This is a genomic window from Caballeronia hypogeia (assembly GCF_001544875.2).
GTDB lineage: Bacteria > Pseudomonadota > Gammaproteobacteria > Burkholderiales > Burkholderiaceae > Caballeronia > Caballeronia hypogeia.
This window is the reverse complement of the sequence record NZ_FCOA02000032.1, coordinates 65611-82818: the sequence shown is the minus strand read 5'-3', so window position 1 is coordinate 82818 and position 17208 is coordinate 65611. Positions and strand designations below refer to the sequence as shown.

Below are 17208 nucleotides of genomic sequence, written 5' to 3'. Positions count from 1 at the left end.
ACCGGCAAGATCGTCGCGCCGCAACTGTACGTGGCCGTCGGCATCTCGGGCGCGATCCAGCATCTCGCGGGCATGAAAGACTCGAAGGTCATCGTGGCGATCAACAAGGACCCGGAAGCGCCGATCTTCAGCGTCGCGGATTATGGTCTGGTCGGCGATCTGTTCTCGGTCGTGCCTGAGTTGGTCAAAGAGCTCGGCTAAACCGCGCCGTGCGAGTCACGCACTCGCAGCAAATAAAAAGAAAGGGCGCGACGGATGTTGCGCCCTTTTTTTCGTACCGAATCTGTCGGAATCAGGAGGAGACAAGACGATGAGCTACAGCGCCCCGGTCAAGGACATGCTGTTCGTGGTGAAGGAGCTGGCCGATATCGACAGCATCGCCGCGCTGCCCGGTCACGAAGACGCGGGCTTCGACACCGCGCAAGCCGTCGTCGAGGAAGCGGCGCGCTTTTGTGGCGAGGTCATCGCGCCGCTGAATGTCGCCGGAGACCGCAATCCGAGCACCTGGGCGAACGGCGAAGTCACGACGACGCCCGGCTTCAAGGACGCGTTCCGTCAATTCGCCGAAGGCGGGTGGCAAGGCGTCGTGCATCCGACGGACTTCGGCGGACAAGGCTTGCCCAAGCTCATCGCGACGCCATGCATCGAAGCGCTCAACTCGGCGAATCTCTCGTTCGCGTTGTGCCCGCTGCTCACCGATGGCGCCATCGAAGCGTTGCTCACCGCGGGCAGCGAAGAGCAGAAAGCGCGCTATCTGCCGAAGTTCATCTCGGGCGAATGGACCGGCACGATGAACCTCACCGAGCCGCAGGCCGGTTCCGATCTCGCGCTCGTGCGCACGCGCGCGGAGCCGCAGGGCGACGGCACGTACAAGATCTTCGGCACGAAAATCTTCATCACCTACGGCGAACACGACATGGCGCAAAACATCGTGCATCTGGTGCTCGCGCGCCTGGCCGATGCGCCCGAAGGCGTGAAAGGCATCTCTCTGTTCCTCGTGCCGAAGTTCCTCGTCAACGACGATGGCACGCCCTGCGCGCGCAACGACGTGCATTGCGTGTCCATCGAGCACAAGCTCGGCATCAAGGCGAGCCCGACGGCCGTGCTCCAGTTCGGCGATCACGGCGGCGCGACCGGCTATCTGATCGGCGAGGCGAATCGCGGTCTCGAGTACATGTTCATCATGATGAACGCGGCGCGTTTCGCCGTGGGCATGCAGGGCGTGGCGATCGCCGAGCGCGCATACCAGCAGGCAGTCGCGTATGCGAAGGAGCGCGTGCAGAGCCGTCCGGTCGATGGCAGCGCGAAAGAGCCGGTGACGATCATTCATCATCCGGACGTGCGCCGCATGCTCGCGACGATGCGCGCCTATACCGAAGGCGCCCGCGCGCTCGCGTATGTCGCGGCGTCGCACAGCGATCTCGCGCACGCGCATCCGGACGAGGACGCGAGAACGAGCCATCAGGCCATCTACGAATATCTCGTGCCGATCGTGAAGGGCTTCAGCACGGAGATGTCGGTCGATGTCGCGAGTATCGGCGTGCAGGTGCATGGCGGCATGGGCTTCATCGAGGAAACCGGCGCGGCGCAGCATTATCGCGATGCGCGCATTCTGCCGATCTACGAAGGCACGACGGCGATCCAGGCCAATGACCTCGTCGGCCGCAAGACGGTGCGCGATGGCGGCGCGACGGCGCAGGCGCTGCTCGCGCAGATCGACCAGACCATCGCGGCGCTCGCCGAAGTGGACGGCAAGCCCTTCATGTCGATGCATCGGCATTTGAGCGCGGCGAGCCTTTCGCTCGCGCGCTCGATCGAATTCATCGTCGCGAAGTTCAAGAGCGATCCGAACGCGGTGTTCGCGGGCAGCGTGCCTTATCTGCGGCTCGCGGGCACGGTGCTGTGCGGCTGGCAAATGGCGCGCGCGATGCTCGTCTCGCATGCCAAGCTCAACGAAGACGCGCGCTTTCACACGGCGAAGATCGCGACGGCCGAGTTCTACGCGGAACACATTCTGTCGCATGCGCCGGGGATCGAGGCGTCGATCGTCAGCGCGAGCGGCAAGGAAGGCGTGCTCGCGTTGAGCGAAGATCAGTTCTGATTTGCTTGCCGCAAGCGACTGCGAGACGAAAACGGCGCCTTCGATCGAAGGCGCCGTTTTCGCTTGAGCTATCGGACGATCACGCGTTCGCGTATCCCGGACGACGATTCACGCCGACATCGCCGAAGTAGCGATGCACCGAGAGATCGTCCGCGCGGATGGCCGGCTGCTTTCCCGACATCAGATCGGCGAGCAACTGGCCCGAGCCGCACGACATGGTCCAGCCGAGCGTGCCGTGGCCCGTGTTCAGGAACAGATTCGGCACCGGCGTGCGGCCGACGATCGGCGTGCCGTCCGGCGTCATCGGGCGCAGGCCGGTCCAGAACGTGGCGCCCGCGGTGTCGCCGCCGCCCGGAAACAGGTCGTTGACGCACATTTCGAGCGTTTCGCGACGCGCGTTCTTCAGCTTCTTGTCGTAACCGACGATCTCCGCCATGCCGCCCACGCGGATACGGTCGTCGAAACGCGTGATCGCGATCTTGTACGTTTCGTCGAGCACGGTCGAAACAGGCGCGCGCTTCGCATCGACGATTGGCGCGGTGATCGAATAGCCCTTCAGCGGATAAACCGGGATCTTCACGAGATCGCCGAGCAGCTTCGGCGAGTACGAGCCGAGCGCGACAACATACGAATCCGCCGTCACCATCTCGTCGCCGCACTTCACGCCCGCGATACGGCCGTTGGCAACCGCGAGCGCGTCGATCGACGTGTTGTAGCGGAACTTGACGCCAAGCGCTTCCGCCATGGCGGCCAAACGCGTGGTGAACATCTGGCAGTCGCCGGTTTCGTCGTTCGGCAGGCGCAGGCCGCCCGTCAGTTTGTGCGACACGGCGGCGAGCGCGGGCTCGGCCTTCTTGAGTTCGTCGGCGGTGAGCAGTTCGAACGGCACGTTCGCGTCCTTCAGGACGGCGATGTCCTTGCCGGCGCCATCGAATTGCTGTTGCGTGCGGAACAGTTGCAGCGTGCCGCCGGTGCGGCCTTCATAGTGAATGCCGGTGTCGGCGCGCAGCGCCTGCAGGCAGTCACGGCTGTATTCGGCCAGGCGCACCATGCGGCCCTTGTTGACGGTGTAGCGATCCTGCGTGCAGTTGCGCAGCATCTGCCACATCCACTGCAGCTGGTTCATCGTGCCGTCGAGGCGGATGGCGAGCGGCGCGTGCTTCTCGAACATCCATTTCACGGCCTTGAGCGGCACGCCCGGCGCGGCCCACGGCGATGCGTAACCCGGGGAGATCTGTCCGGCATTGGCGAAACTCGTTTCGAGGGCGGGGCCGGCTTCGCGGTCGATGACCGTGACTTCGTGGCCCGCGCGAGCAAGGTAATACGCGCTTGTCACGCCGACGACGCCGCTTCCGAGAATAACGATTCGCATGTGATCTCCATCCAGATCCGATGAACCTCCGTCTGCTCGTGCGCCTTAAGTCGATCGACGCGGCAAACTGAAGCTCGTATAGTGTTATCGACTATGGTATGGACTTCGAGGCAGTTTTAGTTATTGTATTTGGTGGATTTTCAGGAAAAACAAATGCGAACTCAGCGAAATCCGGTACGTACGCTCGACAAGCTCGATCACAAGATCCTGAACATTCTTCAGGAGGATGGCCGCATCGCGATGAAGGACCTGGCGGAGCGGGTGGGATTGTCGGTGACGCCGTGCATCGAACGGGTGAAGCGCATGGAGCGGGATGGCGTCATCACCGGCTACTACGCGCGCGTCAACCCCACGGAACTGGGCGCGGCGCTGCTTGTGTTCGTCGAGATCACCCTGGATCACAAGAGCGGCAACATGTTCGAGCAGTTTCGCCGCGAAGTGCAGAAGATTCCGGAGGTGCTCGAATGCCATCTCGTGTCAGGCGACTTCGACTATCTGATCAAGGCGCGGATCGGGGAGATGGCGGACTATCGCAAACTGCTCGGAGACATTCTTTTGCAATTGCCCGGCGCGGTGCAGTCGAAGAGCTATGTCGTGATGGAGGAAATCAAGGAGACGCTCAGGATCTTCGTCGAGACGTGATTCTTCACTTGCGATGACGCATGACTACTGTATATTTATACAGTATCAACTGTTGGATTTTGTCGCAATGTCATTGCCCGATCGTGAATATCCCGTCGCGCCGCCCGCTCCGCTGAAGGGGCGCGGCGCAGTCACGAACCTTCAGGGGCGCTATGAAAAGGACGCGCGCGAACGCGTGGACGACGGCTGGCAGCACAGCGCCGATCCCGCCGATCCAGACACCGAAGGCGCACCGCCGCTGCGCACGCAGATTTTCGAGGAACGCGCGAAAACCATCCTCACGCGCAACAGCTCGCCGGACATTCCGTTTTCGGTGTCGCTGAATCCGTATCGCGGTTGCGAGCACGGCTGCATCTACTGCTTCGCGCGGCCGACGCATAGCTATCTCGGCCTCTCTCCGGGGCTGGACTTCGAAAGCCGTATCTACGCGAAAATCAACGCGCCCGAACTGCTCGAACGCGAACTGGCGAAGCCGAATTACGAGCCCGAACCGATCGCGCTCGGCGTGAACACGGACGCTTATCAGCCCGTCGAGCGCGATCTGCAAATCACGCGACGCGTGATTCAGGTGCTGCACGACTGCGGGCATCCGTTCGCGGCGATCACCAAGAATTCGCTGATAGAACGCGATATCGACCTGCTCGCGCCGATGGCCGCGCGCGGCCAGGCGATGGCGGCGATCACCGTGACGACGCTCGACGCCGATATCGCGCGTACGCTCGAACCGCGTGCGGCGACGCCGTCGCGGCGCCTGCGCACGATTCGCACGCTCGCCGAGGCGGGCATTCCGGTGGGCGTGAGCATCGCGCCGGTCATTCCGTTCGTGACAGAGCCGGATATGGAACGGGTGCTGGAAGCATGCGCGGAGGCTGGCGCGACAAGCGCGAGCTACATCGTGCTGCGTCTGCCGTGGGAAGTCGCGCCGCTTTTCAAGGACTGGCTGGCGGCGCATTTCCCCGATCGCGCGGATCGCGTGATGAGCCGCGTGCGCGACATGCGCGGCGGCAAGGACTATGACTCGGATTTCGCGACGCGCATGAAAGGCGAGGGCCTGTGGGCCGACATGCTCAAGCAGCGTTTCCAGAAAGCGACGAAGCGCCTCGGCCTGAACGCGCGGCAGCGCGGCATTCTCGATATGTCCGAGTTTCAGCGGCCGGAGAAGAAAGTCGAGCCGCGCGCGAACCCGCAGCTCGATCTGTTCTGATGTTTTATTGCGACAGCGTCTTCGCTGCCTGGACCTGACTTTCGAAATAAGTCTGGAAGGTGAGCGCGAGGCCGGTCATCAGCAGGAACGCGCCGATCAGCAACGAAAAGATCACGACGAAGATGACGGTCCATCCCGAACGGCTTTCGCGTCCGGTGTGGGCGTTGAACTGCGCGTCCCATTTGGCGTCAGGGCGCAGACCGTAGACGAGCGCCGAGAGAAAGGCCGCGAGCAGCGAAATCGCGCCCGGAAAAGCCAGCGCCCAGCCGAGCAGCGACGTGCGCTCGCTTTCCGCCAGCAGCAGATACCCGAACGCGCCGAGAATGATGCCGACGATATGCGCCCAGCCCCATTTGTCGCGCATGCCATACAGATAGAAGCGATGCAGCCCGATGTAGCCGAACAGGAACGCTAGCGCCGCGGTGAGCGTCTTCGAGCGGAAGTAGGCAGGATGCTGCTTGCCGGCCGGCTTCGAGCCGGATTGCGTGGCGACGGACGAGGAAGTCATCAGCGAGAGCGGGTTTGAGGTGAGTGCGGGCGCGGCGTCGAACTGCCGCCGGACTCACATTTTACGCCGTCGCGGGTGCGTGCCGCTGATGTCACGTTGCCGCATCGCTGTGATTTCCGGTATCTGGAGAATGCGTCGAATTCACACATGGGACCACGTCGCGGGCAAAAAATGCGTTAAGTGTTTGTTAGACCTTCAGAATCCAGCTATAATCGCCTGTTCTCGTTGTTCCGAACCCCCGGTTTTCAAGGATTTCAGCATGGTCATCATCCGCTTGGCTCGTGGCGGCTCGAAGAAGCGCCCGTTCTACAACATCGTCGCAACCGATTCGCGTAGCCGCCGTGACGGCCGCTTTATCGAGCGCGTAGGTTTCTACAACCCGGTCGCCACGAAGGGCGAATCGCTGCGTATCGCTCAGGACCGCCTGACGTACTGGCAAGGCGTTGGCGCGCAACTGTCGCCGACCGTCGAGCGCCTGGTCAAGCAAGCCCAGCCGGCTGCTTAAGCTCGCTTCGCCGAAGCTGTAACAACCGCTCGAAATCTGCCCAAGGGCTTGCCGATGTCCACTCGCGATTCCGAATCCGGCCGCAAGGCGGAGTCCGTCGCGTCCAGCTTCGGCCGGCCGAAGCCGGGGCAAGATGAAGGTTCCGCCACGTTTGGCGCGTTCGTCCGCAAGTCGGGGGCGCGCCGCGTGGCGGTCGACATTTCGAGCGCGCAAGACAGTCAAAAGCAGGAAGACGTCATTGAGCCGGTCGAGGCTTTGCCTGAAGACGCCGTCGAAGTCGGTTATATCGCCGACGGATATGGTCTCAAAGGCTGGGTCAAGATCGTGCCGCATGCGAACGCCAAGCAGGGCGGCGACGCGCTGCTGACGGCCAGACGCTGGTGGCTGACGAAAGGCCGCGAACGCAAGTTCGCGCGCTGCATGCAGTCGAAAGTGCACGCGGACACCATCGTCGCGCGTCTCGGCGGTTGCGTCGATCGCAATGCGTCCGAAGCGCTGAAGGGCTATACGGTGCATATCGCGCGCAGCGATTTCCCGAAGCTCGACAGCGAAGACGAATTCTACTGGGTCGATCTGATCGGCCTGGATGTCGAGAACGAAGCGGGCGTGGCGCTGGGCCGCGTCGCCGACCTGATCGACAACGGCGCGCATTCCATCCTGCGGATCGAGTATCCGGACACCAACAAGGATGGCAAGGCCGCCACCGGCGAACGCCTGATTCCGTTCGTCGGCGTGTACGTAAAGACGGTGGACCGTGCGGCGAAGCGTATCGTCGTCGACTGGGACGCCGACTATTGAACCTCAGCACCTTACGGAGAGAGCGATGCAGTTCGATGTCGTGACGCTCTTTCCCGAGATGTTCCGCGCGCTGACCGACTGGGGCATCACCAGCCGGGCGGTATCGCAGGAGCGGTTCGGTTTGCGGACGTGGAATCCCCGCGATTTCACCACCAACAACTACCGCACCGTGGACGATCGTCCGTACGGCGGCGGCCCCGGCATGGTCATGCTGGCGCGCCCGCTCGAAGACGCGATTCACGCGGCGAAGGCTGCGCAGCGCGAACAGGGCATCGAATCGACGCGTGTGGTGATGATGTCGCCGCAAGGCGCGAAGCTGGACCACGACCGCGTGATGCGGTTCGCACAGGAGCCCGGTCTCGTGCTGCTGTGCGGCCGTTATGAAGCGATCGACCAGCGGCTGATCGACCGCGAAGTGGACGAAGAAGTGAGCCTCGGCGACTTCGTGCTGTCCGGCGGAGAACTTCCCGCCATGGCGCTGATGGACGCGGTGGTGCGCCAGTTGCCCGGCGTGCTGAACGACGCGCAATCGGCGGCGCAGGACAGTTTCGTCGACGTATTGCTCGATTGTCCGCACTACACGCGGCCGGAAGAATACGAAGGCGTGCGCGTGCCCGATGTGCTGCTCGGCGGCCATCACAAGGAAATCGATGCGTGGCGCCGGCGCGAAGCATTGCGCAACACGTTCAACAAGCGGCCCGATCTGATCGAGCGGGCGCGCAAGAGCAAGATGTTGAGCCGTGCCGACGAGGCGTGGCTCGCAGAACTCGCGAAGGAAGCGTCGAGGTCTGAATAGACCGAGAGCGGACGAGCGGGAAAATGGGGGCGTCGAGTCATATCGGCGCCCGAAGCAAACCCATCCTCTACCGGGGCCTTCATCCAGGGCACACAACTCCGGCAAGATGGCACAAGGAGTCAGTAATGAATCTGATTGAGCAACTCGAGAAGGAAGAGATTGCACGCGTTCTGGGCGAGAAGAGCATCCCCGATTTCGCACCGGGCGATACCGTCGTCGTCAACGTGAACGTGGTCGAAGGCACGCGTAAGCGTGTCCAGGCTTACGAAGGCGTCGTCATCGCGAAGCGCAACCGTGGTCTGAACTCGAACTTCATCGTCCGCAAGATTTCGTCGGGCGAAGGCGTCGAGCGTACGTTCCAGACGTACTCGCCGCTGCTCGCGAGCATCGTGGTGAAGCGCCGTGGCGATGTCCGCCGCGCGAAGCTCTACTACCTGCGCGAGCGTTCGGGCAAGTCGGCTCGTATCAAGGAAAAGCTGGTGTTCAAGGACAAGACGGCTGCTTCGGCAGAATAAGTCCACTGAACGGGCAGTACGGAAAAAGCACCCCTCGCGGGTGCTTTTTTCTTTGGTGTGGTCAAATTGAGGCTTCGACAGCCCGCATCCCGATCGTGTCCACTGGCAAGACTTCGACTCCTCGCATCCTCGAACCCGAAACGATGCCCGTCCTCTCGACGGGTGAGACTCTTCCGCCGGTTCCGCCCGAGCGCTTCACGCCGGAAGGCTTGCGCGCGCGCTTCAGGCTGGAGCTCGAATGGACACAGGAAGAGCGCGAGCAGCGCATCAAGGCGATCGGCGGCGATCCGCGCGTCGCATCCGTGCTCGTGGCGCTCGTCGTGCGCGAAGGCGGCTTGACCGTTCTGCTGACGCAGCGGGCCGATCATCTGTCGGATCACGCGGGGCAGATCAGCTTTCCCGGCGGACGTCGCGAGCCCGAAGACGCCGACGCGGCCGCCACGGCGCTACGCGAAGCGCAAGAAGAAGTGGGCCTGGGCGCGGAGCATTGCGAGGTCATCGGCGCGATGCCCGAGTATCTGACGGGCACCGGCTTCAAGGTGACGCCGGTGGTCGCGCTCGTCCATCCTCCGTTTTCGCTGAAAGCCGACACGTGCGAAGTCGCCGATATTTTCGAGGTGCCGCTCGACTGGCTGATGAATCCAGCCAACCATGAAGTGCGCGTCTTTCGCTGGGAAGGGGGCGAGCGTCGTTTTTTTGCGATGCCCTATTTGCCGGGGGAAGGGAAGGCGCCGTATTTCATCTGGGGCGCAACGGCCGGCATGTTGCGCAATTTCTACCGCTTCCTCGCGGCCCGCGCGTGAGCGCGCACGAAGCCTGCAGGCGAACGGCAGCACGCGCGGTTACTTCGCGCGTTGAACGCGTTCAGCGCTGTGCTATCGTTACGCGAAACTCGAACTAATCCGACTGTTTCGGCGCTTCGCATGACTTTTTTCTCCGTATTGCTGGCTCTCGTCATTGAGCAGGTGCGCGCGTTGTCGCCGCACAATCCGATTTCGGCGTTGCTCCAATATCATGCGCAATCCACCGCGCATGGCTTCGATGCCGGCAAGGAGAAGCACGGCATCGTCGCGTGGCTAGTGGTGGTTTTGCCGTGGACGCTTGTGGTCGGGCTCGTCTATTACGTGCTGTACCAGATCAACTTTGTGCTGGCGTTCCTGTGGAACGTGGTGATCGTGTACTTCACGCTCGGCTTCCGTCAGTTCAGCCACTACTTCACCGACATCCATCTCGCGCTCAACAACGACGACGTCCCGCGCGCCCGCGAAGTGCTCACCGAATGGACTGGCATCGACACGGTCGACATGCCGGTGAGCGAAATCGTCCGGCATACGCTGGTTCACGCGGTGGTGGCGTCGCACCGGCACGTATTCGGCGTGTTCTTCTGGTTCCTGATTCCGATCGGTCCGGCGGGCGCGGTGCTTTACCGCATCGCGGAATACCTGGCGCGCGCTTGGTCGAAGCCGGATCCGGAGCGCACCGCGGAGTTCTCGTCGTTCGCGCAGCGCGCGTTCTTCATCATCGACTGGGTGCCGGCGCGTCTGACTGCGCTGGGCTTCGCGATCGTCGGCAATTTCGAGGACGCGATCTACGCGTGGCGCAATCACGCGCGCCAGTGGCCGGATGCGAACGAAGGCGTCCTGCTCGCGGCGGGCAGCGGTGCGCTGGGTGCGCGTCTCGCGGGTCCGCTCGCCGAGCCGCTGTCGGTCGAAGCGCTTGCCGTCGGCGATGCGAGCCCGTTGCCGGTCGGCGACGACTGCACGCCGCGCACGCTGCAATCGGCGGTCGGCCTCGTGTGGCGCGCGGTCATTCTGTGGATGCTGCTGCTGTTGATGCTAACCATCGCCGTGTGGCTGGCGTAGACCGGCTCAGTCGTCCAAAGGATCGCGCGGAGTCTGACAATTCCAGCAGACGGTGAACTGCGCCTCCAGCCATTCACCGCATTGCTTGCATCGCCAGGGCCGGGCGTTCGCGTCCGGCCCGAGTCTCGCGCGCTCGATCAGGCGCAGGGCCAGCACCTCGTCGCGGTCATCGACGATCCAGATTTCCGGCGCGCACTGATCCGCCGGAATCTCTCCCATCGCGCCATTCAGATAACGGTTGTGCAACTGGCACGGCACGCCCGCGGTCGCCAGCACGTTGACCCAGTGCTGCGCCGTGATGAGATTGGGGGCGCGCGTGAGGCGTTTCATCGAACGATCTGGCTGGCTTCGTGCACGAGTTGCGCGTAGAGCGCGTGCCGCTCCGAGCGGATCTTGCCGGCCTCGACCGCTTCGAGCACCGCGCAGCCCGGCTCATGCAGGTGATGGCAGTTGTAGAAGCGGCAATGTCCGAGGTAGGGCCGGAAATCGGCGAAGGCGCGTTCGAGCTGACCTTCGGACAGATGATGCAGGCCGAACTCCTGAAAGCCCGGTGAATCGATCAGCGAACCGCCCGCGGGTAAATCGTAGAGACGTGTAAACGTGGTCGTGTGCCGCCCGCTGTTCAACGCCGATGAAATCTCGCGCGTGGCCGCGTCCGCATCGGGCACCAGCAGATTCACGAGCGTCGATTTGCCCATGCCGGACTGGCCGAGCAGGATCGTCGCGCGATCTCTCAGGCGCGCGTCGAGTTGCGGATGAACGTCGCCAGGCGCCATTTTCGCGGACAGTTCGATCACCGTGCAGCCCAGCTCGCGATACGGCGCGAGCCGCTCGCGCGCCAAGGGCAGCGCGCCTTCCACGTCGATCTTGTTCAGCACGATGAGCGACTCCAGCCCGTGCGCCTCCGCCGCGATCAGCGCGCGGCCGAGCAGATCCTCGCTGAAATGCGGTTCGGTCGCGAGCACGATCAGCAACTGATCGAGATTGGCGGCAAAGAGCTTCGACTTGAACTGATCCGAGCGGTACAACAGATTGCGCCGCTCGCCGATCTGGACGATCACGCCCTGATCCGCCGACGATTGCTCGTAGATCACGCGATCGCCGACGGCGACATCGCTTTTCTTGCCGCGCGGGAAGCACTGGAGCATCGCGCCCCCGTCTTCGGGCGTGACGAGATAGTGGCGGCCGTGCGCCGCGATCACCGTGCCTTCGAGACGCGCGCCCGCCTTTGCGGGTCTGTGGCCGCGCGTCATGCGGCGTGCTGCATCAGGCGGTCGATGCGTTGCGATGCGGGCGGATGGGAGTAGTAGAACGCGGTGTAGATCGGGTCGGGTGTGAGCGTCGACGCGTTGTCTTCGTAGAGCTTCACGAGCGCGTTGACGAGATCTTTCGGATCGGTCTGGCTGGCGGCGAAGGCATCGGCTTCGAACTCGTTCTTGCGCGAGGTCAGGCTGCCGAGCGGCGTGATGAAGAACATGAACACCGGCAGCACGAGCATGAACAGCACGAGCGCGAGCCCGTTGTTGCTGCCGACTAGCGACGGTCGCACGCCGAGACCTTCGTAGAACCACGTGGTCTGCACGAGCCAGCCGAGCAGCGCGAGCATCGCGAGGCTGATGCCGAACATGACGATCATCAGCTTGAGCACGTGGCGGCGCTTGAAGTGGCCGAGCTCATGCGCGAGCACCGCCTCGATCTCGCTGCCGGACAGACGCGCGAGCAGGGTGTCGAAGAACACGATGCGCTTGGTCGCGCCGAAGCCCGTGAAATACGCGTTGCCGTGCGCCGAGCGGCGGCTGCCATCCATGACGAACAGGCCCTTGGCGGCGAAGCCGGTGCGCGACATCAGGTTCGTGATGCGCGCGACGAGGGCCTCGTCCTTCAGCGGCTCGAACTTGTTGAAGAGCGGCGCGATGAAGGTCGGATAGATGATCATTGCGAGGAGCTGAAAGGCGACCCAGACCATCCACGTCCAGAGCCACCAGTAGGCGCCGGCGCGGTCCATGAGCCACAGCGTGAGCAGCAGGAGCGGCGCGCCGATCACCACGCCGAGCACCGTGCCCTTCACGAGATCGACGAAAAACAGCTTCTTCGACATGCGATTGAAGCCGAACTTCTCCTCGATCACGAAATGGCGGATGTAATCGAACGGCAGGTCGATGACGCTCGTGATCGCGATCACCGATGCCACGAGCGCGATCTGCCCGAGATAGCCGCGCCCGAGCCAGTCGGAGATCGCGAGATCGAGCGCCTGGACGCCGCCGAGCAGGGTCAGCGCCACCAGCACGACGGCGCTGGTCACGACTTCGATCATCGTGAGGCGCGTGCGCTCGACGGTGTAATCCGCCGCGCGCTGATGAGCGGCGAGCGGAATCGTGTCGGAGAATTGCGCCGGCACGCCGTTGCGATGCGCGGCGACGTAGCGGATCTGGCGCGAGGCGAGCCAGAGCTTGGTCGAGACCATCGCGACCAGGGCAACGACGAAGATCGTCGAGAAGGCGAGAGTGAGGTTGGCCATCCGGGAATTCCGATTGAACTATGCGAGAATTATAGGTTCTAGGCCGTGCCGGCGCGCAGAGTTGAGTTCGACATCCTGCAAAGGAATCGATAATGTGCGGGCATGGTTTGCTCATTTTCAGGCCGCTCTTCATGACCGAACTCTCCGTCGCCCCGAACCCTCAGGAAGAACCCACGCTCGTGCGCAGCGACATGAATCTCGTGTGGCTCGACATGGAGATGACCGGGCTCGATCCGGACAACGACAAGATCATCGAAATCGCCGTGGTCGTGACGAATTCGACGCTCGACAAGATGGTGGAAGGGCCGGTTCTGGCGATTCATCAGACGGACGAAACGCTCGGCCGCATGGATGAGTGGAATCGCAACACGCACGGGCGCTCGGGCCTGATCGAGCGCGTGAAGGCTTCGACGGTCGATGAAGCCGAAGCCACCCGCCAGATTCGCGATTTTCTTGGGACTTACGTTCCGCCCGGCAAATCGCCGATGTGCGGTAATTCGATCTGCCAGGACCGTCGCTTCATGGCGCGCTGGATGCCCGAGCTGGAAACGTTCTTCCATTACCGCAATCTGGATGTCAGCACGTTGAAGGAACTGTGCCGCCGCTGGCAGCCGGCGATCTACAAGGGCTTCCAGAAGCGCGCGATGCACACCGCGCTCGCCGACATCCACGAGTCGATCGACGAGCTCAAGTATTACCGCGAGCACTTCCTGATTCCGTCGGCGCCGGCGGCCTGACTTACGCTTTCGGGGCGCGTATCGCGCTTTTCGGACGGAACGCGGTCACCACTTCAGGCCGCGTTTCGATATACGGCCCGCCGATCAGGTCGATGCAATACGGCACTGCCGCGAAAATGCCCGGCACTTTCTGTTTGCCATCGGTGTCTTTCAGACCTTCCAGCGTTTCCTTGATCGACTTCGGCTGTCCCGGCAGGTTGATGATCAGCGCGGCGTGATCGTGCGTTTCACGGATCACCGCGACCTGCCGCGAAAGAATGGCCGTCGGCACGAAATTCAGGCTGATCTGGCGCATCTGCTCGCCGAAACCAGGCATCGGCTTGGTGGCGACGGCGAGCGTCGCCTCGGGCGTCACGTCGCGGCGCGCGGGGCCGGTGCCGCCCGTCGTCAGCACGAGATCGCAGCCCTCTGTGTCGACTAGTTCGATGAGCGTCGCCGATATGGTCGCGGCGTCGTCCTGGATCAGGCGCGTCTCGGCCCGGAACGGCGTCGTGAGCGCGCCGCCGAGCCACTCCTGCAGCGACGGCAAGCCTTTGTCTTCGTAGACGCCTTGCGAGGCGCGGTCGCTGATCGACACGAGCCCGACGATCAGTTCGTCCGGATGATTACGCTTCGTCGTCATCGCGCGCGTCCTCGTCGGATTCTTCGATGTCTTCGTCTTCGTCGGTCACGCCGGCAGCGTTCTTGATCCACTGGAACAGCTCGCGGTAATAACGCGGCGGCTTCTGCTGCTCGCGTTCCTTGCGCGCGTTGCGGATCAGCGTGCGGCCTTCCTGCGGATCGACGCCCGGATGTTCGCGGATGAATTCGGTGAGCGCGGCGTCGCTGGCGAGCAATTGTTCGCGCGTGCGCTCGATCCAGTGCAGGCGCGCCGTTTCGCTCTTGTTCACACCGCGATGCGTGTCGAGCGCCGTGCGCAGGGCCGCCACTTCCTCCTCGCGCAGCGAGCGCATGAGCTTGCCGACGTATTGCAGCTGACGGCGCTTGCCCTCGTGATCGGTGATGCGGCGCGCCTCGCGCACGGCGTCGCCCAGATCCTCGGGCATCGGCATGCGTTTGAGCGCGTCTTTCGGCAGCGCGATGAGCGCTTCGCCCAGTTCCTGCAGCGCGTGCATTTCGCGCTTCAGCTGGGATTTGCTTGGCCGGTCGTAGCCATGATCGTCGGCCTCGCGCGCGTCGTCGCGGTGGGCATCGATCGGTTGAATGCGGGTTTTACGGTTCATCCCGACATTGTAGCTTGCAGGCGCGCCGGAACCGGCCCTCGAGTCCAACGCTGCGACAAAGCTTGGCGGGTGAATGCACGCGGTCCTTGCTATGATCGCGTGATATGTTGATCCCGCTGTCGGGCGCGCTCACGCACGCGGCGCACGGGAAATTCCGAAGCAACCACGACATGCGCGGGCGCACCACGCCCGACCTCCAAAGGCAACCACAAATGGCAGCAGACATGGACGTCAAGCAACGCTACTTCCCGCATACGCAGGACGAGCTGAAGGAGATCGCCTCCGACATCCTGCGCTACGCGAAGGAACTCGGCGCGAGCGATGCCGCCACCGAGATCTCCGAAGGCGATGGCCTGTCGGTGAGCGTGCGGCGCGGCGAAGTCGAGACCATCGAGCATAATCGCGACAAGATGGTCGGCGTGACCGTGTTCATCGGCAAGAAGCGCGGCAACGCGAGCACCGCCGACTTCACGCGCGACGCGCTGCGCGACACGGTCGCGGCGGCGTACAACATCGCGCGCTTCACGGCCGAAGACAGTGCGGCTGGTCTCGCCGAAGAAGACCTGCTGGAAAAGGCGCCGCAGGACCTCGATCTCTATCACCCCTGGGACATCGACGCTGAAGAAGCCGCCGAGATCGCACGCCGCGCCGAGGCGGCCGCGTTCGCCGTCGACAAGCGCGTCACCAACTCGGAAGGCGCGAGTGTCTCCGCGCAGCATTCGCAGTTCGTGCTGGCCACCTCGCGCGGTTTCATGGCGGGCTATCCGTACTCGCGCCACTACATCGCGTGCGCGCCGATCGCGGCGGCGGGGCGCGACATGCAGCGCGACGACTGGTACACCTCGAAGCGCGACGCGGTCAGTCTCGCTGCGCCCGAGGCGGTCGGCCGGTACGCCGCCGAACGCGCCCTGGCGCGTCTCGGCGCGAAGAGCCTGGACACCCGCAAGTGCCGCGTGCTGTTCGAGGCGCCGCTCGCGGCGGGCATTCTCGGCGCGTTCGTGCAGGCGGTGAGCGGCGGCGCGCTGTATCGCAAGACCACGTTCCTCGTCGACAGTCTTGGCAAGCCGGTGTTCGCGCCGCATGTCCAGATCGTCGAGGACCCGCACGTGAAGGGCGGCATGGGCAGCGCGCCGTTCGACGAGGAAGGCGTGCGCACGCAGCGGCGCAACGTGGTCGAGGACGGCGTCGTGCAGGGCTATTTCCTGTCGACGTATTCGGCGCGCAAGCTCGGCATGAAGACGACCGGCAACGCGGGCGGCTCGCACAATCTGACGATGAAGAGCTCGCACACGAAGCCCGGGGACGACTTCGAAGCCATGCTGAAGAAGCTCGACACCGGCCTGCTCCTCACCGAACTGATGGGGCAGGGCGTGAATTACGTGACGGGCGACTATTCGCGCGGTGCGTCGGGCTTTTGGGTCGAGAACGGCAAGATCGTGCACGCGGTGGAGGAAATCACCGTGGCGAGCACGCTGCAGGAGATGTTCCGCCATATCGAGGCGATCGGCGCCGATACCGTCGTGCGCGGCACGAAGGAAATCGGCTCGGTGCTGATCGAGCGGATGACGGTCGCGGGACAGTAACCCGGACCGGTTGAAAGTCGAAGGCCCCGGCAGCGTCCGGGGCCTTTTTCATTCCGCGGCGGCGATGCGCTCGTAGGTCACGAACGCGAACTGGAATTCGTTCGGCGCCGCCGCCCGATGCGTCTCGCGCGACACTTCGCGCCACAACTCGGGATTGGGGGCGGGAAAGCGCGTGTCGCCGTCGAAGTCGGCGTCGATTTCAGTGACGATCATCTTGTCCGCACACGCGATGGCGTCCTGATACAACTGCGCGCCACCGATCAGAAACGCTTCCCCGGCCGGCTCCAGCGCGAGCGCCGCTTCGAGGCTCGTGACGACGTCGCAGCCCTCGTAACGCCGCGCGCCGTCGCGCGACACGACGATATTGCGTCGTCCCGGCAGCGGCCGGCCGATCGATTCGTGCGTCTTGCGGCCCATGATGATGGGCGCGCCCATCGTTGTCCGCTTGAAGAAGGCGAGGTCCTCGGGCAGGCGCCAGGGCAGTTGGTTATCGCGTCCGATCACGCCATTGCGCGCGCGGGCGACGATCAGGGTGAGCGTCGTCATGTGGAAAGGGTCGATGCGAGCGGGCGCCAGGCGAGCGCCCGCAGGGGCCTCGATTCTAACCGACACCTCCGGCCCGGCCGAGCGCGCGGCGCCTCACTCCTCCGACGGGTCGTCGGTGAGCGTAGGCAGCGTGAGCGGCCTGGCGGGCGCGACTTCGTCCCATAGCGTCACGGTGACCCCGGAACCCGTTCCCCGGTTCGTCGGCGGACGTGTCCAGATGAATTCATCCGCGTCCTCGCCGCGTTGTTGCACCTCTGACGTTTCCCCGCGCCTTAATGAACTATCGAGAGCCATCTTG

At 63.6% G+C, this 17208-nt stretch carries 21 protein-coding genes; 12 read left to right on the top strand and 9 right to left on the bottom strand.

All coding sequences use genetic code 11. From position 1 onward, the window contains the following. Both AWB79_RS31490 and AWB79_RS31485 read left to right on the top strand, forming a co-directional pair. On the top strand, positions 1-201 hold a 201-nt coding region (locus AWB79_RS31490; RefSeq protein ID WP_198399136.1), incomplete at its 5' end, for an electron transfer flavoprotein subunit alpha/FixB family protein. A gap of 109 nt (positions 202-310) precedes the next feature. Then, positions 311-2101 (top strand): acyl-CoA dehydrogenase, encoded by a 1791-nt coding sequence (locus tag AWB79_RS31485; RefSeq protein ID WP_061171352.1) that lies wholly within the window; start codon positions 311-313, stop codon positions 2099-2101. A 79-nt stretch (positions 2102-2180) separates the two neighbouring features. On the opposite strand, the gene AWB79_RS31480 is transcribed toward AWB79_RS31485, so the two are convergent. After that, positions 2181-3473, bottom strand: a complete 1293-nt coding sequence (locus AWB79_RS31480) for a D-amino acid dehydrogenase (RefSeq protein ID WP_061171351.1) — start codon at positions 3471-3473, stop codon at positions 2181-2183. Between the two features lie 153 nt (positions 3474-3626). Here AWB79_RS31480 and AWB79_RS31475 point away from each other — a divergent pair, with 153 nt between their 5' ends. After that, positions 3627-4115, top strand: coding sequence for an Lrp/AsnC ligand binding domain-containing protein (locus AWB79_RS31475; protein WP_061171361.1), 489 nt, complete (start codon positions 3627-3629; stop codon positions 4113-4115). A gap of 67 nt (positions 4116-4182) precedes the next feature. Next, positions 4183-5319, top strand: coding sequence for a PA0069 family radical SAM protein (locus tag AWB79_RS31470; protein WP_061171350.1), 1137 nt, complete (start codon positions 4183-4185; stop codon positions 5317-5319). Between the two features lie 4 nt (positions 5320-5323). Here the strand turns inward: AWB79_RS31470 and AWB79_RS31465 are convergent, their stop codons facing one another. Next, positions 5324-5827: a TM2 domain-containing protein gene (locus tag AWB79_RS31465; RefSeq protein WP_061171349.1), complete on the bottom strand. Its 504-nt coding sequence runs from the start codon at positions 5825-5827 to the stop codon at positions 5324-5326. A gap of 259 nt (positions 5828-6086) precedes the next feature. Here AWB79_RS31465 and rpsP point away from each other — a divergent pair, with 259 nt between their 5' ends. From rpsP to AWB79_RS31435, 6 genes are all read left to right on the top strand, one after another. Further along, positions 6087-6332, top strand: a complete 246-nt coding sequence (rpsP, locus tag AWB79_RS31460) for a 30S ribosomal protein S16 (RefSeq protein WP_049655256.1) — start codon at positions 6087-6089, stop codon at positions 6330-6332. A gap of 54 nt (positions 6333-6386) precedes the next feature. Beyond that, a complete protein-coding gene (gene rimM, locus AWB79_RS31455; protein WP_061171348.1) occupies positions 6387-7130 on the top strand; it encodes a ribosome maturation factor RimM in 744 nt (247 codons plus the stop codon). Between the two features lie 25 nt (positions 7131-7155). Then, complete coding sequence (trmD, locus tag AWB79_RS31450; protein WP_061171347.1) at positions 7156-7926, top strand: tRNA (guanosine(37)-N1)-methyltransferase TrmD; 771 nt, start codon at positions 7156-7158, stop codon at positions 7924-7926. Positions 7927-8051: 125 nt separating this feature from the next. After that, positions 8052-8441 carry a 50S ribosomal protein L19 gene (gene rplS / locus AWB79_RS31445; protein WP_061120495.1) on the top strand — a complete coding sequence of 130 codons (390 nt, stop codon included), beginning with the start codon at positions 8052-8054 and terminating at the stop codon, positions 8439-8441. Between the two features lie 143 nt (positions 8442-8584). Beyond that, positions 8585-9244, top strand: a complete 660-nt coding sequence (locus AWB79_RS31440; protein WP_061171346.1) for a CoA pyrophosphatase — start codon at positions 8585-8587, stop codon at positions 9242-9244. Positions 9245-9364: 120 nt separating this feature from the next. After that, positions 9365-10303, top strand: a complete 939-nt coding sequence (locus tag AWB79_RS31435) for a CobD/CbiB family protein (RefSeq protein ID WP_061171345.1) — start codon at positions 9365-9367, stop codon at positions 10301-10303. Between the two features lie 6 nt (positions 10304-10309). Here AWB79_RS31435 and AWB79_RS31430 read toward each other — a convergent pair whose 3' ends face one another. Genes AWB79_RS31430 through AWB79_RS31420 form a run of 3 tightly spaced genes read right to left on the bottom strand, consistent with a single transcriptional unit; the run spans position 10310 to position 12821 of the window. Next, positions 10310-10633 carry a putative signal transducing protein gene (locus AWB79_RS31430; protein ID WP_061171344.1) on the bottom strand — a complete coding sequence of 108 codons (324 nt, stop codon included), beginning with the start codon at positions 10631-10633 and terminating at the stop codon, positions 10310-10312. Continuing rightward, a complete protein-coding gene (rsgA, locus tag AWB79_RS31425) occupies positions 10630-11556 on the bottom strand; it encodes a ribosome small subunit-dependent GTPase A (protein ID WP_061171343.1) in 927 nt (308 codons plus the stop codon). The genes AWB79_RS31430 and rsgA overlap by 4 nt, the downstream gene beginning before the upstream one ends. Continuing rightward, entirely contained in the window at positions 11553-12821 is a 1269-nt protein-coding gene (locus tag AWB79_RS31420; RefSeq protein ID WP_061171342.1) for a M48 family metallopeptidase, read from the bottom strand. The genes rsgA and AWB79_RS31420 overlap by 4 nt, the downstream gene beginning before the upstream one ends. A gap of 131 nt (positions 12822-12952) precedes the next feature. Here AWB79_RS31420 and orn point away from each other — a divergent pair, with 131 nt between their 5' ends. After that, positions 12953-13558: an oligoribonuclease gene (gene orn, locus AWB79_RS31415; protein WP_061171360.1), complete on the top strand. Its 606-nt coding sequence runs from the start codon at positions 12953-12955 to the stop codon at positions 13556-13558. Position 13559: 1 nt separating this feature from the next. Here orn and mog read toward each other — a convergent pair whose 3' ends face one another. Both mog and yjgA read right to left on the bottom strand, forming a co-directional pair. Further along, positions 13560-14180 (bottom strand): molybdopterin adenylyltransferase, encoded by a 621-nt coding sequence (mog, locus tag AWB79_RS31410; RefSeq protein ID WP_061171341.1) that lies wholly within the window; start codon positions 14178-14180, stop codon positions 13560-13562. Next, a complete protein-coding gene (gene yjgA / locus AWB79_RS31405) occupies positions 14164-14781 on the bottom strand; it encodes a ribosome biogenesis factor YjgA (protein ID WP_061171340.1) in 618 nt (205 codons plus the stop codon). The genes mog and yjgA overlap by 17 nt, the downstream gene beginning before the upstream one ends. A gap of 212 nt (positions 14782-14993) precedes the next feature. Between yjgA and pmbA the strand changes: the two genes are divergently transcribed. Next, positions 14994-16364 carry a metalloprotease PmbA gene (pmbA, locus tag AWB79_RS31400; RefSeq protein ID WP_061171359.1) on the top strand — a complete coding sequence of 457 codons (1371 nt, stop codon included), beginning with the start codon at positions 14994-14996 and terminating at the stop codon, positions 16362-16364. Between the two features lie 48 nt (positions 16365-16412). On the opposite strand, the gene AWB79_RS31395 is transcribed toward pmbA, so the two are convergent. Both AWB79_RS31395 and AWB79_RS31390 read right to left on the bottom strand, forming a co-directional pair. Then, positions 16413-16910 (bottom strand): dihydrofolate reductase, encoded by a 498-nt coding sequence (locus tag AWB79_RS31395; protein ID WP_061171339.1) that lies wholly within the window; start codon positions 16908-16910, stop codon positions 16413-16415. A gap of 93 nt (positions 16911-17003) precedes the next feature. Next, positions 17004-17162, bottom strand: a complete 159-nt coding sequence (locus tag AWB79_RS31390; RefSeq protein WP_232471080.1) for a hypothetical protein — start codon at positions 17160-17162, stop codon at positions 17004-17006. Positions 17163-17208: the final 46 nt, after the last annotated feature.